Genomic DNA, 25,413 nt, shown 5'->3' with positions numbered 1-25,413 from the left:
CCACCCCTGACCCACCCCGGTCGCGCGGCCGCATTCCTGCTCATACGCTCCGAAATGTGACGTCACCCTTGATCCGGGGCCGGCCGCGGCGGGCCACCGCTCACATATCCGTGCGGGTGCTGCACACCGTGGTGGGCGGGCTGGCCGCGGTGGTGTGGCTCGTGTTGCCATGGATGACGATCAACAGTGATGTGCCGGTTCCGGCCGCCCGTGCGCATCCGGCCGCCGCGAGCGCCGCCGCGCCGGAGCAGACCGGGACGTCGGCCGCCGATCTGGTGCTGCCGCTCGTTGCGGCGGGCGCGGTGGTGGTGGTCGCGGGGTACGGGTATGTGCGGCGCACACGGCGCGCCCGGACGCGTACGACGCCCGGTGGTGGCGTGGCCCCCGCCGGGCCCGCCGCAGCGCCGCTCTCCGAACTCGACGAACGGGTACGGGCCTTGCTGGCCCGGGCCGACGACTGGGTGCGCACCAGCCGGGAGGAACTCGACTTCGCCGAGGCGCGGTCGGGGGCGGATTCCGTGGCGCCGTTCGTCCGGGCCGTGCGGGACTCCGAGGCCGAACTGTCCGCCGCGTTTCGGATGCGGCAGCAGTACGACGACGGGATCCCGGAGGACGAGGCGGCCCGGCGGCATGCGCTCGCCGGGATGATCGGGCGGTGCCAGGAGGCGGGGCGGCGGCTGGACGCGGAGGCCGCGGGGTTCGACCTGCTGCGCGCGCTGGAGACGGCGGAGGGGCTGGGCGAGGCGCTGGAGGTCGCGGAGGACCGGTTCCGTGCGCTGGCCGCCCGTGCCGGAGGCGCCGGAGCGACACTGGCCGCTCTCGCCCGGCGGTACGGGTCCGCCGCGGTCGACGCCGTCACCGGGCATGCCGAACAGGCCAAGGACCGCCTGGTGTTCGCCACGACCCGGCTGAACCAGGCCCGTCAGGCGGCCGACATGGGGGAGGCGGCGGACGCGGCACGGCATCTGCGGGCCGCCGAAGGGGCGACAGCACAGGCCGGGGTGTTCGTGGCCGGCATCGAGCGGCTCGCCGCCGACCTGGCCTCGGCCGCCGAGTTGGTGCCGGCCGCGCTCACCGGGGCGGAGGCGGAACTCGCGGGCGCGCGGACGGGCGCGGGGGACGCGGGGGACGTCCCCGCCGGGGAACTGCACGCCCGCGCCGCGCACGCCGACCTCGTCCTGACGGCCGTACGGGCAGAGCTGACCGCCGGGCCCTACGACCCGCTCGACGCCCTCCGGCTGCTGGTGCGGGGGCTCCTGCCGGTGGGTGTGGGGCGGGCCGGGGTGCTGTCGGCCGCCGCGTCGCTGGTCGCACGCAGTGCCGTGGCCGAGGCCGACGCCTTCGTCACGACACACCGGGGAGCCGTCGGAAGCACGGCGCGCACCCGGCTGGCGGAGGCGAAGCGGCTGCTCACCGAGGAGCCACCGGACCTGCTCACCGCCGACGCCCTGGCCCGCCGGGCACACGAACTCGCCGAACGCGACGTACGGCTCCACGGCAACCCGATCACCGGAACCGCCGAACACGAAACCGGAACAGCAGGCGCAGTCACCGGCGGAGTCCTACTGGGCACAACCCCTCAGCCCGCCCCACCGACCGCCTTCGGCGGCCCCCGGACCCGCACCCGCCGGGCGGAACGGGGGTCCCCGGACTAGGGCGCGTATCGAGTTGTGATCAATGAGTGGTCCGGGTGAAGGTCTTTGATCCAGATCATCAAGGCGCGCAGGTATATGGCGAGGCAGCTGTCTGGGGTCCTGTCGGATGGTGATGCCTCGGCAGGCCCTGAGTTTGTTGATCAGGCCCTCGACGGTGTTCCTCTCCTGGTAGAGGTCAGAATCGTGGTTCGGCGCTCGCCGCGCACATGCAACCGGTCGATCGACGCTCAGGTCGGATCAGTTGTGCGTCGTGGCCGGTGGGCCGGCGATGGCGGTGAGCCGGAGCTTGGTCTCGTCCTCACTGCCGGGCACGGCGGTCATGATGACGATCTTGAGCTCGGAGTCGCCGTCGGTCAGGACGTCGCAGTCCACCGTGACCGTGCCCACCGACGGGTGGTCGATGGTCTTGTGGTCCTCGCGGTGCGCGGCCACCTCTCCGGTCGCCCATAGCTCGGCGAACCTCCTGTTGCCCGCGTTCAGATCGCCGATCAGCGCGGCCAAGCGGCTGTCCTGGGGGAAGCGGCCGGTGGCGCGTCGCAGGTCGGAGACGACGGCGGCGTCGGTGGCGTCGCGGTCCGCCTCGGTCACCGGCCACAGCGCGAGGTGGGCGGGGCCGGCGTGCACAGGGAACCTGTCGCGGGCGAAGTTGCGCAGCCGCGGCGGCGAGGCGGAGGGGTCACCCAGCAGCGCGGCCCACCCACGATTCCACCACACCAGTTGCCAGTCCGCCGCGAACACAGCGACTGCCACGTCCCCGAGGCGGGCGAGCACCCGCTGGACGCCGGGCGGGAGATGGTCAGAGATCGCGCCGTCCACCGGCGGTACGAGCTGGGCCAGCCGGTACAGGTGGTCCCGCTCGGCGGTGGACAGTTGCAGGGCGCGCGCCAGGGACGCCACCACCGACGCTGAGGGTGTCGTGGCCCGCCCCTGTTCCAGGCGCACGATGTAGTCGACCGATACTCCGGCCAGGTCAGCCAATTCCTCGCGCCGCAGCCCGGCCGTCCGGCGCCCGCGGGCCACCGGCAGCCCGGCGGCCGACGGAGGCAGCCGGTCCCGCCACGTGCGGATCATCACGCCCAGTCCGGTACCGGGTGTCGTCGACATGACGTCCATCCTCCTGCATCCCCGGACGTGCATGGGCACGCGAGGGTGGTACTTGTCTTCCTACCGTCGAAGCGTCCCTGGTCCGCCTCCTTCGTCGGGATCAGTATCGAACGCATGACCATCACCTTCATCACCGGAGCCAACAAGGGTCTCGGCCGCGAGACCGCCCGCCGCCTGATCGAGTGTGGCCACACTGTGCTCGTCGGAGCCCGCAACCGCGAGCAGGGCGAGGAGGCTGCCGCCGCGCTCGGCGCACGCTGCGTCCCCATCGACGTGACCGACGACGCGTCCGTGGCCGCCGCGGCCGCGAACGTCGCCGAACACGAGGGCAGGATCGACGTCCTGATCAACAATGCTGGTGTGCACGGCCCCGTCGGCGATCCCAGCGACCTCACCGCCGCCGACGCCCGCGCCGTCCTCGACGTCAACGTCATCGGGGTCGTCGCACCACGACTGCGTTCTTGCCGTTGCTGCGCCGCTCGGACGACCCTGTGATCGTCAACGTCAGCAGCGGTATGGGCTCCCTCGCCCTCACCCACGATCCCAGCCGGCCCGAGTCCCACGTCGTTGCGCCGCTGTACACCTCCTCGAAAGCGGCACTGACGATGTTGACCACGCAGTACGCCAAGGGACTCAAAGGCATCCGCGTCAACGCCGCCGACCCCGGCTACACCGCGACCGACCTCAACGGTCACAGCGGCCCCCAAACCGTCACCGAGGGCACGGACGCGATCGTCGCCCTCGCCACCGAGGCGTCCAGTGCGGGCACCGGACGCTTTGTCTCCCGCCACGGCGAGATCGCTTGGTCCTGAAACCGGCCGTGCCGGATCAGCCACTCCAGGCGACAAGGACATCACGTAGTCGTCGCAGTATTCGGGCAGCTCCAGGGCGCAGATCGGATCGTGATCAATCTGCGGGATTCGTCCTCGCGGCGGGCCCGAACCGGTAGATCTTCTTGCGTGACTCGAGTGCAACTGAAGGACGTCGAATGGGAGTTCATCGAGCCGTACCTGCCGATCGGCGGGTACGGCCCCTACCCCGAGCGGCTGCGGCAGCAGTTCGGGGGCGTGATTTGGCGGTTCAAGACCGGCGGCCAGTGGCGGGAGATGCCGAAGGAGTTCGGTGCCTGGCCGACCGTTCACAACCGCTTCCGGCAGTGGCGTGACGCAGGCGTCTTCGAGGCCCTGCTGGAGGGCCTGATCGCGGAGGCAGACCAGCAAGGTCCACCTCGCCGCCGACCGGAAGTGCCGCCCGCTGGCGTTGGTCCTGACCGCGGGTCAGGCCGCGGACGGCCCGCAGTTCATCCCCGTGCTGGGCAAGATACGCGTCCGCGGGCCCGTCGGCCGCCCCCGCACTCGGCCGGACGCGGTCGCTGGGGACAAGGCCTACTCGTCCCGCGGCAACCGGGCCCATCTGCGTAAACGCGGCATCAAGGCCGTCACCCGGAGAAGAAGGACCAGGCCGCCAACCGGAAGAAGAAGGGCAGCGTCGGCGGCCGGCCTGTCAGGCACGACGCCGACCTGTACAAGGAGAGGAACACCGTCGAGCGCCTGATCAACAAGCTCAGGGCCTGGCGAGGCACCGCCACCCGATACGACAAGACCCCGGACAGCTACCTCGCGGGCCTCCACCTGCGCGCCTCGATGATCTGGATCAAGGACCTCACACGAACCACCCCTTGATCACAACCAAAAAACGCGCCCTCGGGGACCTGCCCCGGCCGAAGTCACGCGCCCCACAGGAACGCGAGGCCGTGTCGACATGCGGCTCCGCCGCGCGGCGACCAGCCACGGCGCTGCCGCCGACGCCCGCGCGCAAAAGGGGCGCGAGGCTGTGTCCATGTGCGGCTCCGCCGCGCGGGCGCGACCAGCCACGGCGTGCCGGCAGACGGTCGAGGGCCGATTGCCCCGGCGCCGGGGCGAATCCGCGCAGCGCGCGGAGCGCCCCGCTCAGAACAGGCTCAGCAGCGCCTCCGCCGGATCCGCCAGCCCCGTCTCCCCGTCCGGCAGCGGCAGTTCGAACCACACCGTCTTGCCGCGCGGCGTACGGCGGGAGCCCCACGCCGCGCTCAGGAGGCCGACCAGCTGGAGGCCCCGGCCGCCCTCGTCGGTGTCGCGGGCGCGGCGGCGGCGGGGCTGGACGAGACCGGAGTCCCAGACCTCGCAGACCAGGGTGCGGTCCAACAGCAGCCGCAGTCTTATCTCACCCTCCCCGTACCGCAGGGCGTTCGTGACCAGCTCGCTGACCAGCAACTCCGTTGTGTCGACGAGGGGTTCGAGGTCCCAGGACAGCAGCTGCCCGCGGGCGTACTCCCGGGCCCTGCCCACACTGCGCGGCTCGCGCGGCAGCGTCCAGTCGCCGACGGAATCGGCGGGCAAGCCCTGGACGCGGGCCATCAGCAGGGCGATGTCGTCCTCGCCGTGGTGGGTGTCGAGGGTGTTGAGGACCTGGTCGCAGACGTCCTCCAGAGGCGCGGAGGGGTCCGTGAGCGCGCCGACGAACGCCTGGAGACCCTCGTCCAGGGGGTGGTCGCGGCTTTCGACCAGTCCATCCGTGTAGAGCGCCAACAGTGCGCCTTCGGGTAGTTCGACCTCCACCTCCTCGAAGGGCTCCCCGCCGACGCCCAGCGGCATGCCCGGCGGCACGTCGAGCATCAGCGCGTCCTCGCCGGGCTCGACCAGCACGGGCGGCAGATGGCCCGCGTTGGCGAACGTGCAGCGACGCGTGACGGAGTCGTAGACCGCGTAGACGCAGGTGGCGAGGTACACCTCGGAGAGGTCCGCCTCTCGGGGGCGGCGGGCCGCGCGGGTGGCCTGCTGGACACCGCCGGGCGCGCCGAGGCCCCGGGCGATCTCGTCCAACGCGCTCAGGACTTCCGCCGGTTCGAGGTCGAGGAGCGCGAGCGTCCGTACCGCCGACCGGAGTTCGCCCATCGCCACCGCCGCCCGCAGGCCGCGCCCCATGACGTCCCCGACCACCAACGCCGTGCGGTGCCCCGGCAGTTCGATCACGTCGAACCAGTCGCCGCCGACCTCGCTGGGGCGGTCGGCGGAGGAGTTGCCCGGCAGGTAGCGGCAGGCGATGTCCAGACCGGAGGCCACCGGGTCGCCCGGCGGTAGCAGCGACCGCTGCAGTATCAGGGCCCGCTCGTGCTCACGGCGGTACAGACGCGCGTTGTCGATACAGACGGCGGCGCGCGCCGCGAGCTCCACCGCCAGGTCCCGGTCCCGGTCCCCGAACGGCTCGCTGCCCTTCGTACGGGCGAACTGCGCGAGTCCTACGACGGTGTCGTGGGCGACCATCGGCACGGCCAGCGTGGACTGGACGAGTCCGCCCTCCTCGGCGGGGACGAGCTGGGGGCGGGCGGTGCGCAGGGCGTCCGCACAAGGGGAGTTGAAGGGGTAGTGGTGGACCGCGCCGACGGCGACGGGCGCACCGCCCCCGACGAACGGCGCGTCGGAGACCGCGCTGGCGAAGGCGACCCGGCGCAGCTCCGCGCTGCCGTCGGCCAGGCCCGGCGGGGTCTCGTCGCCCGCCAGCAGCCCTTGGTAGAGGTCGACCGTGGCGAGGTCGCAGAAGCCGGGGACGACGACGTCGAGGAGTTCGCGGGCCGTGGTCTCCAGGTCGAGGGAGTTGCCGATACGGGCGCCTGCCTCGTTGAGAAGGGCGAGATTGCGCCGCGCGGCAGCGGCCTCGCGGGCCGCGGCGCGGCGGGAGGTGATGTCGGTTCCGAGCCATGCGACGCCGATGGGGCGCCCGGAGCCGCTGTGCACGCGGTACAGGTTGATGGACCAGTGCCGGCGGTCCTCGGAACCCGGCACGAAGCCCGTGACATGCATGTCCGTGATGGAGTTGCCAGTCTCCAGGACCCGCCGCAAAGTCGCCGCGACCCGCTCGGCCTCGGGCCGCTGGAGATAGTCGTGGACTCCGCGCCCGCGGTGGTCGTCGGGCGTGCCGCCGAAGGTGTTCGCGAACTGCTCGTTGACGCGACGGACCCGCAGGTCGGGGTCGATCAGAAGGAAACCGAAAGGAGATTGACCGAAAATCGACTGCGAGGCGGCAAGGTCGGTCTCGATGCTGCGCAGGGTGCGTACGTCGACCACGATGCAGACGGCGGCCTTCTCGCCCTCCTCGGTCCGCGTCGGCATCACATAGACCTCGGCGAGCCCCTCCCGCCCGGTCTCCCCCGCCGCCGCACCGGGCTGACGGAACGGGACCACTCCGGTCCACTCCCGCCCGTCGAGGATCTCGGCCATCTTGCGCTGACCCTGCTCCCGCAGGTCGGGGTCGATGAACGCCTCGATGGGGTCCATGCCGACCGCACGCTCGGCGGGGATGCCGAAGAGCTGCTCGGCGCGCAGACTCCACTGGTCGACGAGCCCGTCCGGGCCGATGGAGAAGGACGCGACCCTGATGTAGTCGTAGATGGAGCCGGGCGGACTGCTCTGCCACATGGCGTCGCCGTGAGGTGTTCCGTCGGTCCCGTCGAATCCGCCGAAGGAAGACAGGCCCCTCCCGCCCGTCGTCCCGCTCGTCGCATCGGCCGCGGCATCACCCGCGGCATCACCCGCGGCCTTTGCCTTCGCGCCGTCCGACGGGTCCTCGGACTCCGTGGCCTTCGCTGGTATCTCGCTCACGCGAACCGTCCCCTCCAGCTCACCGCGTCCGGTACCGGTCACCGGGGGCGGCTGCCCGCAGTATCCAGCACTACGGCGCCGCACAACACGGTGTTCACGATCACAGCACGGTCCCGACGGTTTTCGGTCCCGGCTGCGACAACACTTCCAGTCTTCTAACCAGCCGACACCTCGTCGAATCCCGCTCGCCGGACACTGCCACCGGCCTGATCCCATCGCTCTACAAGGCGGGTGTTCGCGTACAGCGTCCGAAGGGCCGGACCGGGCGCCGGCTCAGCCGGGCAGGGCCAGTTCGAACCACACCGTCTTGCCCGCCTCTCCGGGCCGGGTGCCCCAGCGGCGCGAGGAGTGGGCGACGAGTTGCAGTCCACGGCCGCTCTCGTCCTCGAGGCGGGCGACGCGCTCGCGCGGCGGGTCGGGGAGCGGGTCGGAGACCTCCACCAGCAGGACGTCCTCCAGGCCTGCGGGCCGTACGAGGCGTACGCCGATGGGTCCGGCGGCGTGCCGCAGGGAGTTGGTCACCAGCTCGCTGACGAGCAGGGCCGCGAGGTCTCCGAGGACGTCGAGCTCCCAGGTGCGCAGTTGGCCGCGGACGGCGGTGCGGGCGCTGCGGGCGGCTCCCGGTTCCGCGGGGAAGCTCCACTCGGCGCAGTCGCCTTCGGTGTCGATCACGCCGATCACTTCCCAGGCCAGAAGCCCACCCTTGTCCGGTTTCGTGGGGTTAATGGGCACATACCCGATATCCGGGACGGAGTACCGTCCACGGTGGGAGCTTGCTCCGCAGGGGGGTGCCGGGCGGCTGTTGGCTCGGGGGTGCGTGTTGCCTCGCGACCGCAGGTGCGTTGTGGCTGTTCGCGCCCACGCGGCGGAGCCGCCTATCTGCACAGCCCCGCGCCCCTACCCCCAGAGGGCGGCCAGCTCTTGGACAGCCGGGATGTCCTGGTCCAGCCAGGGCACGTCCCACAGCTCGTCCCGAGTGAGCCAGCGCAGTTCGTCGTGGTCCTGCAGGGACTTGGGGGCAGCGGAACCCGGGCGCAGGCGGGCCGTCCATACCTGTAGGACGTACGGCGGCCTCAGGGGCCACTCGCCCGGCACCGGAGCCACGGGGGCGGCGTCCACGCCGAGTTCTTCGTGCAGTTCGCGTACGAGGGCCGCCTCGGGGGTCTCGCCGGGTTCGACCTTGCCGCCCGGGAGTTCCCAGCGGCCGGCGAGTTCGGGAGGTGCGCTGCGGCGCGCGGCGAGCAGGCGGTCGCCGTCGAACAGGGCGGCGCCCACCACCACGATCCGTTCCGTCATGCGGGGGAGCCTACGGGAGTCAGTTGGCCGCGGCTGATCCGTTCTGCCCGTTCTGGCCTATGCGCTCGACCCAGTACAGCTGCTTGTGTCCGCGGTCGTCGAGGCTGTCCGCGATCTTCTGGGCCTCGGCGCGGGTCGCGTACCGGCCCACGCGGTAGCGATTGCCGTTGTCGTCCTGCCGAATGACGAGCCAGGGAAGCGTGATCGTGCCGTCGTTCATCGCGCCCCACCGCCCCTTCCCGCCCCGGCCCGACCGCTCCTCGCCCGCGGTTCGTGCCGTGCCCCACCCTCTAAGGAAACCGCAATCCGCATATGCCCGAGCCTACGCCTTACCTTTACGCAGCGAACACGCCTTTTCACAAAGAGGTACGCAACCGGCCAGACCGAGGGGGGCGCACGGAATCGAATGCGCCGCGCGCGGGCATCGACGCGTCCGGTCAGCGGCACGGCGGGCATGCGTGGGGCGACCTGCGAGAACGGCCAGATTCCAGCGGCGGACGGGCGGGTTCCGAGGGCGCGCGGAGGGGGTCGCGGCGAGGGGGCGGCGGGGTCAACTGCCGTGAAGGTGTGCGCTACTTCACTGGGAGGTGGTACGCCACGCGGTAGCGATCGGCGGGGATGACGACGTCGGCCGTCTCCACGGGGCGACCCGAGGCGAAGAAGGTGCGCTGGATGACCAGGACGACATGACCGGGGACACCGCCGAGGGTCACGAGTTCCTCGGCGAGGCCGGGGCGGGCGCCGACCTCCTCCGTGACGTTGTCCACGATCACGTCGATCGCCGCCATGCGCTCGACGACGCCCATGCCGCCGAGCGGGCCCTCCTCGGGAAGCATCACGGGCGTGCGGCCGGTGACCGCGAGGGGCTCCCAGGAGGTGGAGAGCATCATCGCCTCGCCGGCCTCGCGGAAGACGTACCTCGTGCACATCACGCGGTCGCCGGGCTTGATGCCGAGCCGCTCCGCGACGCAGCTGCTCGCCTCGGCCTGGGCGCTGCTGGACTCCCAGGTGCCGCGCCCCTCGCCGTCGGCCTGCTCCTGGCGGAAGGGGGTCGCGCCGCCGGCCGGGCGGAACCCGGAGCGGGCCACGCTGCGGGGCACGGGGCGCTCGCGGACGTAGGTCCCCGATCCGGAGCGGCCCTCGACCAGGCCCTCCGCCATCAGCACCTTGCGTGCCTCCAGCGCGACGGTGTCCGAGACGCCGTACTCCTCGCGGATTCTGGCCTGGGAGGGCAGTCGGGTGTGCGGTGGCAGCGAACCATTGACGATCTTCTTGCGGAGATCACCCGCGACACGCAGGTACGCCGGCTGCTCACCGAAAGTCACTGGCCGCTCCCATCAGGTTGTACAGACAGCAACAGCGTGGCAACCGTGGGTTGTGCCGTGCAAGCGAAGGCCAGAGAATCACTCGATGTGATGACATGTGCCCGCGGAGGGCTTTACGCAGGCACTTTCTCCCCGCTATAGCCGTGGTCACACCTGGAACTCGGAGGCGCCTTTGCCGCCGTTCCCGTCGTCGTCCCCGTCCTTGGATTCGGGCGGGGTGGCGTCCAGGCCCAGAGCCTTGCGGGCGGTGACGGCGAGGTCGGGTGTCGAGAGCGCCATGACGAGGTCGTAGTGCTCATAGAAGCCGTTCGCGTCACCGGCCTCGGCGGCGTGCGCCCATTCCTCCTGGCGTGCCGCGACCTCCTCGGCGACCTTCGCGACCGGCGTCCGCGCACCCGCCGCCCAGGAGTGGTCGTGCAGCATCCGGGCCTCCTCGGTGAGCGCGGCCGCCATCTGTCCGGCCCACTGGCGGTTGGCCGGCAGATCGTCGTCGGGGCTGTCCGTGGGCTGCCGGTCCAGGGCGGCGTTCTCGACGTCGACGGCCTTGAGATAGGCGGCCTGATCGGCGTTCAGGGTCTGCTCGTCGTTGCGCAACGAACCCTCCACACCGGCCTTCTCGTCGGTGTTGCCGAACAGGCAGGTGACCTCGCGGTCGCCGTAGCGCCAGCTCTGCCGGCTCGGCGTCAGGTAGTACACGTCGACGTCGTCGGGCACGGCCCAGGCGTCCATGGCGTAGCCGTAGCGCAGCGCGTAGCACCTGGTGTCGGCGGCGTCCGTGATCTCACCGTCGCCGGGGTAGTCGGCGCCGCCCGGCATCCGGAAGGTGGCGAAGACCTCGGCGTCGTGCAGGCCGGTGCAGGGCACCTTGTCGACGTCGTAGGCCACGCCATCCAGGGAACCGCTCGGAGAGTCGAAGCACTCGCCCTTGGTGAGGGAGTAGGCGCTGCCGTGGTCGCGTGCGGCGCCCTTCACCCGGTAGCCGAGCGCGGCGCCGCCGACCGGCACGGCCACCCACAGCACGAGCCCGAGGCTTGAGAGGACCGCACCGGTGACGGCCATCGCGCGTCCCCGCTCGCCGGTCCTCCTGATCTGGCGCAGCGCGACCAGCCCCAGCAGCAGCCCGAGGGCCGGAACGCAGCAGAGGATGCCGAGCACCAGGGCGGCTACGGCGACCCCGTTGACCGGCGCAGGCGTGTTGTGCGGGCGGTAGCCCTGCCCCCAGGGCTGGTACGGGTACGGCCCGGGAGGCGGGGGTGGTGTGGACACGGCTGCCGTGCTCCTGGTTCGGACGACTGACGCACAGAACTGGCGTACGGAACGGACGTACGACTGGGCGCATGGTAAGCGTGCGGTGAGGAGAAGAGGACCCCCCGCCTCCGTTACACCTGCCCACGCTCTGTCTGCAGCAGTGCCACGCACCGCCCCAGCGGTCGGCGCCTCGCGTTTCTCGTCCGGGGTGCGTTCGAACACCGCACAGGCGCTGAGAGCCGTTGCGCTTCTGCTCCGGTCTGGGCCGGAGGTGCGTCCAGGTTGGCCGATGCCGTCGTCACCGGCGGGCGGGCGGGAGGGCGCGGCGCGGGCAGCCGCCGAAGGCATCGCATCGGACGCGCGCACCGGCGCCTCGCCCGCACCGGAGCCGTTCACCGTGGCGTGGGTGGACGGGATCTGAGGGCCGCCCCGGCGGTTCAGTCGCGGAAGCCCGTGCGGCGGGTGCGCTTCTCCCAGGCGAGGACGTCCTCGCGTACCTGGTCGAGGTGGGCGAGGACCGCACTCACGCCGTCGTCGCCGAGCGGCAGGCGCAGCGGGGTCTGCCCCGCCTCCAGCGCGGCCAGGATGAGCGCCGCCGCCTTGGCCGGGTCGCCGGCCCGGTCGTCGAAGCCCGCGTCGACCATCGCCCGCGTACCGCCCACGGTGGCGTACGCCCCGCCGTCGGCGCTGGCCTGCGTCGCGTCGTACAGCGAGGTACGGAAGGCGCCCGGCTCGACGACGAGGACCTTGATGCCGTACTCGGCGACCTCGCCCGCGAGCGCCTCGGACATGCCCTCCAGGGCGAACTTCGTCCCGCTGTACGCAGAGAAGCCGGGGTAGGACGTCTGCCCGCCCATGCTGCTCATCTGCACGATCGCGCCCGAGCGCCGCGAGCGCATGTACGGCAGTACGGCGCGCACCAGGGCGGCCGGGCCGAAGACGTGCACGTCGAACAGGGCGCGCAGCTCGTCCTCGGTGGTCTCCTCGAAGGCACCGACATGGCCGCGGCCGGCGTTGTTGACCAGGACGTCTATCCGCCCGTGCCGCGCCACCACGTCCCGTACCGCCGGTTCGGCGGCGGCCGTGTCGGCGACGTCCAGACGCAGCGCCTCGACCTGGTCGGGGTGGGCGGCCACGAGGTCGTCCAGCCCCTCGGGCCGCCGCACGGCGCCCACCACGACATCGCCGTCGGCGACGGCCGCCTCGGCGATGGCCCGCCCGAGTCCGCTGCCGGCACCGGTGATCAGCCACACCTTGTTCACGAGAACCCACCTCTCCGAGCAATGCTCCGAGTGCCTCTCTGAGCAACTCCTGAACCAGGCTGCTCCTGTGGCGAGTTGTCCGTCCAAGACCTACGGTGACAACCGATGGCTATGACGGCGGACGTTCATGTGCGGGACCTGCGGTATTTCGTCACGGTCGCCGAGGAGCTGCACTTCACGCGTGCGGCCGAGCGGCTGTACGTCTCGCAGCCCGCACTGAGCAAGCAGATCCGGGCGTTGGAGCGGCAGTTGGGGGTGGAGCTGCTGCGGCGCGACCGGCACGGCGTGGCGCTCACCGCGGAGGGCGCGGCGCTGCTGCCGCACGCCCGGAGGGTGCTGGACGCGTGGGCGCAGGGTGCGTCCGTGGTGGCTCAGGCGCGGGCCGCGCAGCGCAGCACCCTGGTGGTGGGCATGAGCACCAGCCCCGGCCGCGGCGGTCTGCTGCCCGCGCTCCGCTCCCGCTTCACCGCCTCGCATCCGGAGGCGGCGGTCCGCCTGCGCCAGGTGCGCTGGGACGACGCGACCGCGGGCCTGGCGGACGGCGACACGGACCTGGCCTTCGTCTGGCTGCCCCTGCCCGGTCAGGACCGCTACGCCTGGACGGTCGTCGCCGAGGAACCCCGCCTGGTCGCCCTCCCCGGTACCCACCCGCTCGCCTCCCGCCCCGAGATCGACTTCACGGACCTGGCCGAGGAACCGTTCCTGGCCCTGCCGAAGAGCGCGGGACCGCTGCGGGACCACTGGCTGGCGGTCGAGGAACGCGCGGGCCGGCTCCCCCGCGTCGGCGCGGAGATCGCCAGCACGGAGGAGACCTACGAGGCCCTGGTCGCGGGCCTAGGCGTCTGCCTGGTGGCGGTGGGCAACGTCCCGCTGATCACCCTGGGCGGCGTCGTGACCCGCCCCGTCCGCGGACTCGCACCCAGCCGGTACGTGCTGGCCTGGCGAAAAGGAGACCGCAGGCCACTGGTACGGGCGTACGCGGATGCCTGCCGCCGGGTCACGGAGCAGGCCCGCGGAGGCCTGACCGCCCCATCGAGGGCGGCGGCGAGCAGCCACGATGACGGCGAGTGAGCCTGCACCGCCGACCCGCCGACCCGTCGGCCATCATCCGTGCTGCCGCCCGGGGCAGCGTGAAGCCACGCTGTGGTGGGACCGCGCCTACACGTTGAACCGGGATTCCATGACAAGGCTCTGACCTGCGGGAATGCGGGCACATCCCAGCACCATCCCAGCACGGGAGCCGCGACAAAGTACAAGAAGATCCAAGGCTACGCCCCCAAGCCGGCCGTACAGCTCTCCAGACGCTGTAATAGTTCCTGTACTAGACTAACCCCCGTGAAGTCGCCCCGCCCCGGAGGCACGGAGAACATCTCCGTCTCGATGCCCTCGGAACTCCTTGGTGCTCTGCGCACGCGCACCGGCAAGCGTGGCGTGTCCGCGTACGTGACTGCGGCAGTCCGGCATCAGCTGGCGATGGACGGGCTCGCCGAGATCGTGGCCGCCTACGAAGACGAGTACGAGCCGCTGAGCGAGGCCGAGGTGCAGGCCGCGCAGCACGAACTATTCGGTGACGCACCGGCGCCGTACGCGTCCGGCGACAGCGCCGCATGAAGGCACCCGCGGCCAGGTCCCTGGTTCTGGACTCCCAGGCGTTGTCGCTGCTCCTGCGCAACGACCGCCGGATGATCACCCGGATCGAGGCCGCCCGGCGGGTGGGCGTGCCCGTCCTCGTGTCGGCCCTGACGGTGGTGGAGGCCGCCTACGGGAAGACGGACACCGCCCGGCTGCACTGGGTGCTCTCCCGCCTTCAGGTCCAGGAAGTCACCCAGGCGGACAGCCTCACCGCGGTGCAGCTGCTGAGCGACGCCGGTGGCCTGCACGGCCACAAGTACGCCATCGACGCTCTCGTCACCGCGATGGCGCTCCGCGTCCCGGCGCCCGTCCTGGTGCTGGCCTCGGACCGCGACGACTGGTCGAGACTGTGCGACGACCGCGTACAGATAAAGGACGTCTGACTCTAAAGGACGTCTGACTCGGGGCTGCCGCGATCCTTCTGTGCCTACGCGGGCCTTCACCGCCGCGACCCTGACCGGTTTCGCCACCTTCGGCGTGCTCTCCCATCACCTGGTGACCCGCCATCTCATGGCCACCGCGACGGTACCCCTGCTGTACGCGGCGGGCATGGCCGCGGACGCGGTGGCGGCGTTGGCCACGGGCTGGCTGTACGATCGACCGGTTCGGCGCCCAGGTCCTGGTCGTTCTGCCGCTGCTGTCCGCCGCCGTTTCGGCGCTCGCCTTCACCGACACGGTGGCCATCGCGGTGGTGGGTGCCCTGGCGTGGGGCGCCGCTGTCGGTGTCCAGGAGTCCACTCTGCGCGCCACCATCGCCGATCTGGTGCCGACCGGTCGCCGGGCCACCGCCTACGGCGTCTTCGCCAGGAACATGGGCGTCGCCGCGCTGGCCGGTGGGGCGCCGACCGGGGCGCTGTACGACGTATCCGTCCCCGTTCCGGTCATCGTTGTCGCCGGCATCCAGGCCGCGGCGCTCGTCCTGCTGTGGACCACCCGGGCTGCGCGGTCAGATGCGCAGATGTCTCCCAGTGGGTGAGCCTGCGACTGAAAGGGGCAGCACGTCCACGCCGTCCGGGGTTGCTGCCGCATCTTGACGATCCGGGGCTCGAGCCTGTCCTTCCGGTCGCGGGCACTTCGATCTCGACCGGATGAACTCGGTGATGGAGGTCTTCCGCAGGCTCCCATGAGGCGCGTCACCCGGCAGACTCTGTGGTGTGGTGGGCCCATCCCCTGCGCGGCGGGTGGGCACTGCCGGCATCACGGCGGTGCACCGTCACCGCGGCGGCGGCCGTGGAATCGGCCGGCCAAGGGCTGCGCTGTCCAGGAACGGCAACGCGTGTGCGACAGGCCCGGTCACGAGAGTCGGCGAACGGCGCACGGAGGCCACCCGCAAAGGAATCCCGCGCCGCCCGTAATGGTTTCGCCAAATCTCCCAGCAGCAGAGCCCCCACACCTTGTTAGGTGAGCCTTACCTGACTTAACTTCGGTGTGCTTCCTGTGCACGAAAGACCGGAGTCCCTCATGTCCAGCGCGAACATCGCCCTGCTCGGCGCCATCGCGGGTTTCACCATCTACCTCGGCCTTCCCGTCGGTCGCCTGCGCACGCCCACACCGCGCCTCAAGGCGGGCCTGAACGCCGTGGCCATCGGCATCCTGACCTTCCTCGTCTGGGACGTCCTGACCCACGCCTGGGAACCGGTCGACGAGGCGCTGAGCAAGCACACATGGGCGAACGTCGCGTCCGGGGGTGTCACCCTGGCCGTAGGACTCACGATCGGGCTGGCCGGGCTCGTCCACTACGACGCCTGGGTCAGCCGCCGCCGTACGGCCGCCGCGCGGCCCACGGGGCCCGGTGCCGCTGCCACCGCCGAACTGGCCCCGACGACCCGCAGCCAGGCCAGTTCGCTGGCCCTGATGATCGCCACCGGCATCGGCCTGCACAACTTCGCCGAGGGCCTGGCCATCGGCAACTCCGCCGCCCAGGGCGAGATCTCCCTCGCCCTCCTGCTGATCATCGGCTTCGGCCTGCACAACGCCACCGAGGGCTTCGGCATCGTCGCCCCCCTGGCCGCCGAAGGCGAACGCCCGTCCTGGGCGACCCTGCTGTGGCTCGGCCTGATCGGCGGCGGCCCCACCTTCCTCGGTACGCTCATCGGCCAGCACCTGGTCGACGACACCCTGTCGATCGCCTTCCTCGGCCTCGCCGCCGGGTCGATCCTCTACGTGGTCATCGAACTGCTCGCCGTCGCCCGCAAGACCGGGCTGAAGACCCTCACGACCTGGTGCATCCTGCTCGGCCTCCTGCTCGGTTTCGCCACCGACGCCGTGGTCACGGCAGCCGGCGCCTGAAAGACGGCGACACTCCCGCGCCGGTGACCACTGAACCTCCGTGTCCCTGGTTCCCAGCCAGCGTCACGGGCCGGGTGCCGATCCCGGAGCGCGCCATCGTCTGCCCGCCGGTGCGGGGTCGCCACCGCGAGGGCGATTTCCTCCGGACCCTCGGTCCGGGCCCGGTTGCCCGAGTCGTAGCCCAGGAGTAGGGCCTGCCTGTGTTCGTCGTCGGCCGACCCGGCACGGGCGAGGTGTGGTGGCCCCGTGCGGCTGACGGGGTGTCCTCGTGCGCGGGCGACGCGCGCAGGCCGGAGCCGGATGCGGGCGTCGAGACCGCCGTGGAGTGCGGAGTCGAGTGTGACGTCGCACCCGTCGACCTGGGTGGGCCGCTGGATCCTGGAAGCCGTCTCGGATCTCGCGGACCACCAGGCCCTGACCAGGGAGAATGGAGAACTCTCGCTGGAGTATCTAGGGTCAGCGCGTGGCTTTTATTGTGGTGTGCGAAGACGACGCGGCGGTCCGCGGGATCCTCAAGCGCGCCCTGGAGCACGACGGTCACACGGTCTCCGTCGCCGCCACGGCCGACAGCCTGCTGCGGCAGCTCGCACCGGCTCCCCAGCTGGTCGTCCTGGATCTCGGGTTGCCGGACGCCGACGGCCGCGATGTCTGCCTGGCCCTGAGGGCTCGCGGCGTCGACGTGCCGGTGTTGATGCTCACCGCCTTGGACGGCCTGCATCACAAGGTGGGCGGCTTCGAGGCTGGCGCCGACGACTACATGACCAAACCCTTCGACATCCCGGAACTGCTGGTCCGCGTCCGGGCGCTGCTGCGCCGGGCCACCGTGGCGCCCGCGCCGCACGAGGTCGTCCTCGATCCGGCGAAGCATGTGGTGACCTGCGATGCGGTGAGCATGAGTCTGACGCCGACCGAGTTCCGGCTACTGGGCCGCCTGATCGCTTCGCAGGGCGACGCGGTGCGTCGGCACGCCCTCGTCGCCGCCGGCTGGCCGCACGGAGCGCAGGTCAGCGACAACACCCTCGACTCCTACGTGCGCCGGCTGCGGGCCAAGCTCGGTCCGCTGGGTGTGGCCGAACGTCTGGCGACCGTCCGCGGCGTGGGCTACCGATGGCAGTGACGGGCTTCCGCAGAAGCGTCGTCGCGCTCACGGTCCTGATCGCCACCGCCGTGGTCGCCATCCTGGTCGTCGTCTCGCACGTGCTGCTGAGCAGGGTGACGGACGCCGACGCGCACGATCTGGCCCGTACGCGCGCCGAGGCGGTCGCGGCGAACGTCAGCGCCAGGGGTGGCCGTGTCGTGCTCACGGAGAACAGCAGCGAGGCGCTGGACGAGGTCGCCTGGGTGTATGCCGACGGCCGTCTGATCGACGGGAACGTGCCGCCGAGCGTTGTCGATCGCGTGGACGAGATGGCGGACTCGGGGCGATCGCAGACCGCGACCGTCGGCGACTACCTCCTGTACGCGCGGCAGGTCCCGGTCGACGGCCATCACGTCATGGTGATCGTCCGGGTGGACCTCACGCCCTACGAGACTTCCGAGCAGCGCAGCCTGACCTTGTCGCTGATCCTGGGCGGCCTCACGATCCTCCTGGCCGGCGGCGTCGCGCACCTCGTGGTGCATCGCGCGCTGCGGGTCGTGCACGAGATGGCCGCTCTCGCCGACGACTGGGGTCATCACGAACCCGGGCGCCGCTTCAACCTCGGCGTCCCCCGCGACGAGTTCGGGGAACTGGGACAGACCCTGGACCGCCTCCTGGAGCGCGTCGACAACGCGCTGGCGGACGAGCGCCGGCTCACCGACGAGATCGCCCACGAACTGCGCACACCGCTCACGGTCCTGCGGGGCGAGGCGCAGCTGGCTCAGCTGTCCGGCGACCCGGTGACGCCGGAGGCAGTGCTGAGCGAGGTCGACCGCCTCGATGCGGCGATCACGACGATTCTCCGTGCAGCACGCGCACGGACGGAGGAGGGGACCCGGTGCGATCTGCGTTCCGCAGCGCGGCAGGCGATCGGCAGCCGCGCGGTCGAGATCGCCTTTCCCGCGAAGATCGAGGTGGCCGTGGCGCCCGACGTCGCCGTGTCGCTGCTGTCACCCCTGCTGGAGAACGGCCTGCGGCATGCGAAGTCCCGGGTGTGGATCACTGCGCGCAACCTGGGCGGGGCCATCGTGGTCGATGTCCTGGACGACGGCCCAGGGTTCGATCCCGCCGAGGTCGACCGGGTCTTCGAAGCGGGTGTGACCGGCGGCGACGGGTACGGGCTGGGGTTGCCGGTGGTCCGGCGCATCGCCACCTCGGCCGGTGTGGAGGTCCGCGCGATCGCGGACGGCCGCGGCCACGTCGAGGTGACACTCCCGGCGGCGCGGGGGACCACGTAGTCAGGTTGCTTGCAGGTTCCCCGCGTAAACCTCCCTGCATGACAACGACAACGGAAGCACGCACGCGCAGCGGGCGCCTCATGCTCAACAAGGTCCCCGAGGTCACCATCTGGTTCTGGGTGATCAAGATCCTGTGCACGACCGTGGGTGAGAGCTTCGCCGACTGGATCAACATGAAGCTGGGCGTCGGCCTGGTGAACACGGCCTGGATCTTCACCGCGGTGTTCGTGGTGGTTCTCGGCGTCCAGTTGCGGCTGAAGCGGTACGTCCCGTTCCCGTACTGGCTGACCGTGGTCGTTGTCAGTGTCACGGGCACCCTGTACACCGACATCCTGACCGACCAGCTCAACGTGCCGCTGTGGATCAGCTCCGCCGTGTTCTCGGTCCTGCTCGCCGTGGTCTTCGGCGTGTGGTGGCTGCGCGAGCGCACCCTCTCGATCCACTCGGTGACGACGCTGCCGCGTGAGTCGTTCTACTGGCTCGCCGTTCTCGTCACCTTCGCGCTCGGCACCGCGACCGGCGACTGGACCCTCGAGCTCACCGGCTGGAGCCCGGGAGTCTCGGTGCTGTTGCCGCTCGGCCTCATCGCGGCGATCACGCTGCTGTGGAAGTTCGGCGCGAACCCGGTGCTTTCCTTCTGGCTCGCCTACATCCTGACCCGCCCGCTGGGCGCCAACATCGGCGACTGGCTCGCCTCCCCGAAGGTCGCTCAGCCGGGCGAACCGACCGGCCTCGCACTGGGCACCTTCACCACCAGTCTGATCTTCCTTGGCCTGATCCTGGCGACCGTGGTCTACCTGACGGTGACGCGCTCCGATGTGACCGAGACCTACGAGGCCGCCCACGCCGCACACGCCACCGGCGACCCGCGCAGGGAGCGCATCGGACTGGCGGGCTTCGGCCTCCTCGCCGTTGCCACCACGGGCCTGCTGGTCTGGGCGCACAGCCAGCCGCACACCGGCCCGGCGCCGGAGACCGACGCCACCTCCACCGTTCACCTCGCCCCTGGCCAGGCCGTGAAGAAGTTCCCGTCCACGAAGGTCGACGCTCTGAAGGCACTCGCATCGACCGCGCTCAAGGACGCACGGTCGGGGAACGCGACCGGGGCCCACACCGCCACCCAGTCGCTGCGTGATCTCTGGGATGCCGACCAGGCATCGTTGCAGCCGCTGGACAACACCGGCTGGACGTTCATCGACGCCCAGATGGACAGCGTCCTGAAGACCTTCGGCATCGACCACCCGAACCCGCCGATGTCGCCGGCCCGGCAGGAGGCCGAACTCAACACCCTCCTCACAGACATGCGCTGACAAACATGATCGGCGGCGACTCCCCTGGGGCCGCCGCCGATCACGCTCTCGCGGTGCACTGGATCAGTGACGCAATGGTCGCCGACGCGCCCGTCTTCGACCAGGTGCTGCCCGAGCTGCTGCGCGTCACCGATGGCCGCACCCTGCTGGCGTGCCCTGAGGAACACGACCGCCACATCATCCCCACGGCTGCCGACCTGGGCCGGAGTAGGACCTGGGACTGCCTCATGGAAGCACGCTCGGCGTGCGAGGACTGCCGTCAATGGCTGCGCCCGGGTGGCGACATCGTTGCGCTGGGCGTCAGGTTCTCGACCGGTCTGTCTGCGACCTGCCGGCCTTCCAAGGCGCCCATGGCGGAACCCGGTTCGCAGCCTGCACACCGCCCGGCACCGGCTCGGTCCCTCGATCGAGCAGCTACCGGGGTTCCTGCTCCAGCCGGTAGCCGTGGCCTCGCAGGGTGGTGATCTGCGGCAGGCGTGCGGGGCGGGGGGAGGACTTCGCCGCGGCGGTGAGGCGGCGGCGTAGGCCGGCCATCGTGACGTCGAGGGTCTTGGTGGAGCCGAACCAGTTCTCGTCCCAGACCTCCGCCATGAGCTTCTCGCGGGAGACGGCCTCGCCGGGGTGCCGGCCGAGCAGGGCGAGCAGGGCGAGCAGTTCGAACTCCTTGGGGCGCAGCGGGACATCGACGCCGTGCAGGGTGCAGCGGCGGGCCGTCTCGTCCAGGACGAGGTCACCGAGCATGACCGGTTCCGGTGGCGGGGAGGCGGGGGTCCGGCGGCGCAGATGGGCGCGGAGCCGGGCGAGGAGCACGGTCAGGCTGAAGGGTTTGACGAGGTAGTCGTCGGCCCCCGCGTCCAGGCCGGCGATGACGTCGATGTCGTCGGTGCGGGCGGTGAGGATGATGATCAGCAGGTCGGGGAAGCGGGCGCGCAGTGTCCGGGCGACATCGAGACCGTCCATGTCGGGCAGGCCCAGGTCCAGGAGCAGCACGTCGTAGGGTCCCTGCCCCGCCTCGGCGAGGGCTCCCGCCCCGGTGCGCCTCCAGGCGGGGGCGTAGCCGTTGCTGCGGAGCCCCGTTTCGAGGTGGCGGCCGATGGTGTCGTCGTCCTCCACGACGAGGACACCCAAACGGCCCCGGTCCGGTGCTGCTGGTGTGCGCATGGTCGGCAGCGTACGGGCCGCAGGGCCGTTCGGTGTGTTCACAGGTCGCGCAGTTCCTCGACGGCTGGGCGTCGGGCCCGCCGCACTCCGTTCAGGGCGGCGGCGAGCACGGCGGCCATGGCGGCGGCCGCGGTGAGCGTCAGATAGCCGCCCGGGACGGCGAGTGAGGCCGGCGGGGGGTCGAAGACGCCGCTGAGGACCTTGACCAGCATCTCGGACAGCGCCCAGCCGATCAGCGCACCGCCTGCCAGGCCGCCGACGGTCAGCAGGACCGCCTCGGTGAGCACCATGCCGCGCAGGTGGCGGCGCGTCGCACCCAGCACGGTGGTGATCGCGAAGGTGCGGCGGCGCTCGGCGAGTCCGAGGGCGAGGACCAGGCCGCCGGCCCCGGCGGCCAGCAGGACCGCGAAGGCCAGCTCGATCCGGGTCAGGCCGGCCAGGTCGACCGAGGTCAGGCTGGTGCCGACGGTGCCCCGGGTCTGGGTGAGGTCGGTGACGGTGGCCGTTGCGCCCAGCTGCTTGCGCAGTTGTGTGGCCGCAGCCTTCTGGTGGGTGCCGCCGGTATCGACGAGGAAGGCGCCGACCGCGTCGCTGCCGGTCGCCTTGGCCACGTACGAGGCGTTGGCGACGAAGAAGCTGTCCTTCGGCGCGGTCGGGAACTCCTTGGCGATCCCGGCGTAGTGGAACGGCACCGTGCGCAGAGCCTTTGTCTTGGCGTCCTGGATGCGCAGGTTGAGGGTGTCGCCGGGCGAGAGTTGGAAGTCCTGCACGGTCTCGGCGCTGACCAGGAGGTTGTCGGGGCGCTGGGCAAGGCGTTGCATCAGCTGCCGGGCGGTCCCGCCGGCGAAGTACGCGTCCTGAAGGGAGGTCGCCGAGGCGATGGTGTCCGGGCGTACGCCATAGAGGTCCTGGAGGTCGGAGCCGACGTAGGCGAACCGGTGCTGGAGCGGCTCGACGTGGCGGACGCCGGGGACCTTGAGAGCCCCGGCCGCGCTCGGCGGGGTCTGGGTCCCGGGCGGTTCGGTAACGGTGACGTCGGCGCCGTTGGTCAGGCGGGCGTCCACCTCGGCCTGCTGCTGGTACGTGGAGTTGAAGACCGACGTGGACACGGCGAACGACACCGCGAGTGCCAGCAGCACCATGGAACGGGCCAGGGTGCGGCGGCGCCGGGCGAGGACCGCCGCTGTCGTCCCGGCCAGTGTCGACGTGAGGGGACGCGCGAGCCTGGCCAGGACGGGGCGGCCGTGGGCGAGTGCCAGGAGCGTGAGCCGCCACAGCAGCAGAGCGGCTCCGATCCATAGCAGCGCCGGCCCCAGAAAGGCCCAGTACGACACGGAGATGCTCGGTACGCCCTCGGGGGCGAGGACGAGCGCGTACTGGTTGCCGGACGACGCGCGGAAGACCAGCCATGAACCGATCAGCAGCATGAAGTCCAGGCCGATCCGCATCCACCAGGGCGAACCGGTGCGCCGGGCGCTCCTGCGGGTGTCGGCGACCGTCACCGTGCGCAGGTCGCGCACGGCGGGAACCAGTACCGCACCCGCGGCGACCGCGGCGCCGAGGGTGAACGCGACGGCGTACCAAAGGACCCAGGTGCCTGCACCGGCACCGAATGAGACGGCCCCGAAGGCGAGTCGGCCGGTCAGCGCGGCGATGCCGAGGCCGGCGAGCCCGCCGACCACGCCGACGAGCACCGCCTCCAGGCCCGCCAGGGACACGATCCGGCGGGGCGCGAGACCCCGCAGCCGCAGCAGCGCCTGCTCCTGGCGGCGCCGTTCACCGCCGGCGCCCGCGACCGCGACGGTCAGCGAGGCGGCGAGAACCGCGCCGGGCACGCCGAGGAAGAGGAAGAGGATCTGCGCGTACAGGGCGTCCTGGCGGGCCGAGTCAAGTGCGGCGCCCAGGTTGTCGCCGACAAGCACCGAACCCGCGCCCCGGGCCTCCAGGTTGTGGGCGGCGCCGGTCACCGAGGTGAACGCGGCGGCCGGGTCGTGGGGCAGGGCGGCGTCGCGGGCGACGTGGACCTGTGTAGTCACGGAGGTGGCGCCCCGGGTCAGGGAGGCGAACTGCGCGGCGGGCAGGAGCAGCACGTTGTCGGGCGGCGCGACGGGCTGGGACTGGGTGGGCGCGCCGACCTTCTGGAACAGCGAGTCGGCCTGCGGGAGGTCCACGACCCCGTCCACGCGGACCTGGCGCACCCCTGTCGTCCCGGGCAGCCTGATGCCGACGGTGGAGCCGGGGGCCGCGTGCAGGTTCGAGGCGGTCTGCTGGGCCAGGAGCACGCCGGTGGGATGGCCGGTCAGGGCGCGGACCTCGCCGGGGAAGAGGGTGCGGTAGTTGTCGGGGAGGCCGAGGATTATGCCGGGGCCGGTGGTCTGGGTGCTGCCCTGCGTGGTGGCTGTGAAGCCGCTGGTGTGCGCGAAGCCGACCGGGACGGCCGCTCGTACGCCGGGCGTCTTGCGCACCAGGGACAGTGCCGCGTTCGGATCGGCGCCGGGCTGCACCTCGACCTGCCAGTCCACGGCGACCGAGCGCACCGCGCGCTGCGTCATGGTCGCCTTGGACGCGGTCAGGAAGGAGCCGAGCGCCGCGACGAGGGCGACGGCGAGGGCGATCCCGGCCATGGCGGCGAGGAGTCTGCCGGTGCGGTGGCGCGCGAGACCGCTCGCCCAGGAGCTGATCATGAGGGTTCTCCAAGACGGTGGGCAGTGTCCGCATCCACGCGGTCGGCATCCACGCTGTCCGCGGACGTCAGCCGCCCGTCGCGCATGGCGTGCCGCTCGGTGAGGCGGGCGGCGACCACAGGGTCGTGGGTGGTGACGACCAGGGCCGCACCCGTCTCGTCGGCCGCGGTCAGCAGCGCGTCCAGTACGCGGCTGCCGGTGGCGTGGTCGAGGCGGCCGGTGGGCTCGTCGGCCAGGATGACCCGCGGTGCCTGCGCCAGTACCCGGGCGGCGGCCACACGCTGGGCCTGGCCGCCGGAGATCTCCTCCGGCAGCCGGTCGGCCAGGTCGGCGGCGCCCACCATGGCGAGCGCGCCCAGAGCCGCTTCGCGGGCCCGGTCCTCGGGCACCCCGTCGAGCACCAGCGACAGCGCGGTGTTCTCGACGACGTCGAGTGCCGGGATCAGGCTGTCCCCCTGGAAGACCAGTCCGATGTCCCGTAGCCCGGTCAGCCCGGGCCAGGTCACCGTGCCATTGGTGGGCTGTTCCAGACCCGCGAGCAGGTGCAGCAGTGAGGACTTGCCCGAACCTGAGGGCCCGACGATCGCGAGCCGGTCCCCGGCGTGGATCCGCAGCCCGGCCCCGTGCACGGCGACGACCGCGTTCGGGCCGCGGCCGAAGGTGAGGGCGGCGTCCTGGCAGTCGATCAGTACGTCAGCCGGAGACATGGCGCATCTCCCGAACGTTCCGGCCGGACATTCCGGCACTCGCCTCTGCGGCCTCCGTCACCCGGCCGTCGTCCAGCGTGATCATTCGGTCGGCGATCCGTACCGCCTCCGCGCTGTGCGTGACAATCAGGACCGCGCAGCCGTCCTTGGCGCGGTCTCGCAGCATCTGCAGGACCAGATGCTCGGTGCCGCCGTCGAGTTCGCCGGTCGGCTCGTCCGCGAGCAGCACGGAGGGCGAGTTGGCCAGCGCGACGGCCAGCCCGGCGCGTGCCAGCTCCCCGCCGGACAGCTGCCGGGGCAGCGCGTGCCGGCGTTCCCCCAGCCCCACCTGCTCCAGCAGCGCCTCCGCGGACGCGGCGGGCCGGCCGCGTACCGCGCCTTGTGCCAGGCGCACGTTGTCGCGCGCGCTCAGATGGGGCAGCAGATTGCGGGTCTGCAGCAGCACGCCGATGTGCCGGGCCCGCAGCCGGGCGCGCTCGGTCTCGGGCCGGTGGCTGATGCGCACGCCATCCACGTGCACATCGCCACCCGAGGGCTCGTCGAGCCCGGCCAGACAGGACAGCAGCGTGGACTTGCCGGCCCCGGACGGGCCCACCACAGCCACCGTCTCGCCGCGCGCCACCCGCAGCGACACCCCGCGCAGCGCGAGTGTCTCCTCCTCGCCGGCCCGGAAGAAACGGTACAGCTCGCGGGCGGTGAGCCCGTCGTCGTACGCCCCTGCGGACAT

Annotated in this window: 22 protein-coding genes and 3 pseudogenes; 12 read left to right on the top strand and 13 right to left on the bottom strand. The window is 71.6% G+C overall.

Going from position 1 to position 25,413, the window contains the following annotated elements:
• Positions 1-56 precede the first annotated feature (56 nt).
• A complete protein-coding gene (locus tag AB0N07_RS28630; RefSeq protein ID WP_365839848.1) occupies positions 57-1,655 on the top strand; it encodes a hypothetical protein in 1,599 nt (532 codons plus the stop codon).
• Here the strand turns inward: AB0N07_RS28630 and AB0N07_RS28625 are convergent.
• Both AB0N07_RS28625 and AB0N07_RS28620 read right to left on the bottom strand, forming a co-directional pair.
• Positions 1,652-1,844 (bottom strand): annotated as a pseudogene (locus tag AB0N07_RS28625) (hypothetical protein); the annotation flags it as partial. The gene AB0N07_RS28630 and the pseudogene AB0N07_RS28625 overlap by 4 nt on opposite strands.
• A gap of 48 nt (positions 1,845-1,892) precedes the next feature.
• A complete protein-coding gene (locus AB0N07_RS28620) occupies positions 1,893-2,768 on the bottom strand; it encodes a helix-turn-helix transcriptional regulator (RefSeq protein WP_365839846.1) in 876 nt (291 codons plus the stop codon).
• A gap of 105 nt (positions 2,769-2,873) precedes the next feature.
• Between AB0N07_RS28620 and AB0N07_RS28615 the strand changes: the two are divergent.
• Positions 2,874-3,571: pseudogene (locus tag AB0N07_RS28615) on the top strand (SDR family NAD(P)-dependent oxidoreductase).
• 147 nt (positions 3,572-3,718) lie between these two features.
• Positions 3,719-4,441 (top strand): annotated as a pseudogene (locus AB0N07_RS28610) (IS5 family transposase).
• A gap of 267 nt (positions 4,442-4,708) precedes the next feature.
• Here AB0N07_RS28610 and AB0N07_RS28605 read toward each other — a convergent pair.
• The 6 genes from AB0N07_RS28605 to AB0N07_RS28580 form a co-directional block, all read right to left on the bottom strand.
• Positions 4,709-7,396, bottom strand: coding sequence for a SpoIIE family protein phosphatase (locus AB0N07_RS28605; RefSeq protein WP_365839844.1), 2,688 nt, complete (start codon positions 7,394-7,396; stop codon positions 4,709-4,711).
• 273 nt (positions 7,397-7,669) lie between these two features.
• Positions 7,670-8,128 (bottom strand): ATP-binding protein, encoded by a 459-nt coding sequence (locus tag AB0N07_RS28600; protein WP_365839842.1) that lies wholly within the window; start codon positions 8,126-8,128, stop codon positions 7,670-7,672.
• Between the two features lie 165 nt (positions 8,129-8,293).
• The gene (locus tag AB0N07_RS28595; RefSeq protein ID WP_365839840.1) at positions 8,294-8,692 is read right to left on the bottom strand and encodes a (deoxy)nucleoside triphosphate pyrophosphohydrolase; all 399 of its coding nucleotides are present in this window, start codon (positions 8,690-8,692) and stop codon (positions 8,294-8,296) included.
• A gap of 19 nt (positions 8,693-8,711) precedes the next feature.
• The gene (locus tag AB0N07_RS28590) at positions 8,712-8,912 is read right to left on the bottom strand and encodes an SPOR domain-containing protein (RefSeq protein ID WP_344405510.1); all 201 of its coding nucleotides are present in this window, start codon (positions 8,910-8,912) and stop codon (positions 8,712-8,714) included.
• Positions 8,913-9,264: 352 nt separating this feature from the next.
• Positions 9,265-10,017, bottom strand: coding sequence for a GntR family transcriptional regulator (locus tag AB0N07_RS28585; RefSeq protein WP_365839838.1), 753 nt, complete (start codon positions 10,015-10,017; stop codon positions 9,265-9,267).
• Between the two features lie 147 nt (positions 10,018-10,164).
• A complete protein-coding gene (locus AB0N07_RS28580; RefSeq protein ID WP_365839836.1) occupies positions 10,165-11,283 on the bottom strand; it encodes a DUF4190 domain-containing protein in 1,119 nt (372 codons plus the stop codon).
• Between the two features lie 271 nt (positions 11,284-11,554).
• On the opposite strand from AB0N07_RS28580, the gene AB0N07_RS28575 reads away from it, so the two are divergent.
• Entirely contained in the window at positions 11,555-11,686 is a 132-nt protein-coding gene (locus AB0N07_RS28575; protein ID WP_365839834.1) for a hypothetical protein, read from the top strand.
• A gap of 16 nt (positions 11,687-11,702) precedes the next feature.
• On the opposite strand, the gene AB0N07_RS28570 is transcribed toward AB0N07_RS28575, so the two are convergent.
• On the bottom strand, positions 11,703-12,527 hold the full coding sequence (locus AB0N07_RS28570) for an SDR family NAD(P)-dependent oxidoreductase (protein WP_365839832.1): 825 nt from the start codon (positions 12,525-12,527) through the stop codon (positions 11,703-11,705).
• A 105-nt stretch (positions 12,528-12,632) separates the two neighbouring features.
• Between AB0N07_RS28570 and AB0N07_RS28565 the strand changes: the two genes are divergently transcribed.
• From AB0N07_RS28565 to AB0N07_RS28530, 8 genes are all read left to right on the top strand, one after another.
• Positions 12,633-13,598 (top strand): LysR substrate-binding domain-containing protein, encoded by a 966-nt coding sequence (locus AB0N07_RS28565; protein WP_365839830.1) that lies wholly within the window; start codon positions 12,633-12,635, stop codon positions 13,596-13,598.
• Positions 13,599-13,862: 264 nt separating this feature from the next.
• Positions 13,863-14,138, top strand: coding sequence for a hypothetical protein (locus tag AB0N07_RS28560; protein WP_365839828.1), 276 nt, complete (start codon positions 13,863-13,865; stop codon positions 14,136-14,138).
• Entirely contained in the window at positions 14,135-14,542 is a 408-nt protein-coding gene (locus tag AB0N07_RS28555; protein ID WP_365839826.1) for a DNA-binding protein, read from the top strand. The genes AB0N07_RS28560 and AB0N07_RS28555 overlap by 4 nt, the downstream gene beginning before the upstream one ends.
• A gap of 293 nt (positions 14,543-14,835) precedes the next feature.
• On the top strand, positions 14,836-15,135 hold the full coding sequence (locus AB0N07_RS28550) for a hypothetical protein (RefSeq protein WP_365839824.1): 300 nt from the start codon (positions 14,836-14,838) through the stop codon (positions 15,133-15,135).
• A 485-nt stretch (positions 15,136-15,620) separates the two neighbouring features.
• A complete protein-coding gene (locus AB0N07_RS28545) occupies positions 15,621-16,448 on the top strand; it encodes a ZIP family metal transporter (RefSeq protein WP_365839822.1) in 828 nt (275 codons plus the stop codon).
• Positions 16,449-16,911: 463 nt separating this feature from the next.
• Complete coding sequence (locus AB0N07_RS28540) at positions 16,912-17,565, top strand: response regulator transcription factor (protein ID WP_365839820.1); 654 nt, start codon at positions 16,912-16,914, stop codon at positions 17,563-17,565.
• Positions 17,556-18,824: a HAMP domain-containing sensor histidine kinase gene (locus AB0N07_RS28535; RefSeq protein ID WP_365839818.1), complete on the top strand. Its 1,269-nt coding sequence runs from the start codon at positions 17,556-17,558 to the stop codon at positions 18,822-18,824. Before AB0N07_RS28540 ends, AB0N07_RS28535 begins: the two co-directional genes overlap by 10 nt.
• A gap of 38 nt (positions 18,825-18,862) precedes the next feature.
• Positions 18,863-20,134: a hypothetical protein gene (locus tag AB0N07_RS28530; protein WP_365839816.1), complete on the top strand. Its 1,272-nt coding sequence runs from the start codon at positions 18,863-18,865 to the stop codon at positions 20,132-20,134.
• Positions 20,135-20,548: 414 nt separating this feature from the next.
• Here the strand turns inward: AB0N07_RS28530 and AB0N07_RS28525 are convergent, their stop codons facing one another.
• Genes AB0N07_RS28525 through AB0N07_RS28510 form a run of 4 tightly spaced genes read right to left on the bottom strand, consistent with a single transcriptional unit; the run spans position 20,549 to position 25,413 of the window.
• Entirely contained in the window at positions 20,549-21,295 is a 747-nt protein-coding gene (locus tag AB0N07_RS28525) for a response regulator transcription factor (protein ID WP_365839814.1), read from the bottom strand.
• A 38-nt stretch (positions 21,296-21,333) separates the two neighbouring features.
• The gene (locus AB0N07_RS28520; protein WP_365839812.1) at positions 21,334-23,979 is read right to left on the bottom strand and encodes an ABC transporter permease; all 2,646 of its coding nucleotides are present in this window, start codon (positions 23,977-23,979) and stop codon (positions 21,334-21,336) included.
• The gene (locus tag AB0N07_RS28515) at positions 23,976-24,686 is read right to left on the bottom strand and encodes an ATP-binding cassette domain-containing protein (protein WP_365839810.1); all 711 of its coding nucleotides are present in this window, start codon (positions 24,684-24,686) and stop codon (positions 23,976-23,978) included. The genes AB0N07_RS28520 and AB0N07_RS28515 overlap by 4 nt, the downstream gene beginning before the upstream one ends.
• Entirely contained in the window at positions 24,673-25,413 is a 741-nt protein-coding gene (locus AB0N07_RS28510) for an ABC transporter ATP-binding protein (protein ID WP_365839860.1), read from the bottom strand. Before AB0N07_RS28510 ends, AB0N07_RS28515 begins: the two co-directional genes overlap by 14 nt.

It is taken from the genome of Streptomyces sp. NPDC051172, assembly GCF_040682555.1.
In the GTDB taxonomy this organism is placed as follows: domain Bacteria; phylum Actinomycetota; class Actinomycetes; order Streptomycetales; family Streptomycetaceae; genus Streptomyces.
Note: the sequence above shows the minus strand (reverse complement) of the source record. Positions and strands in the feature narration are given on the sequence as shown.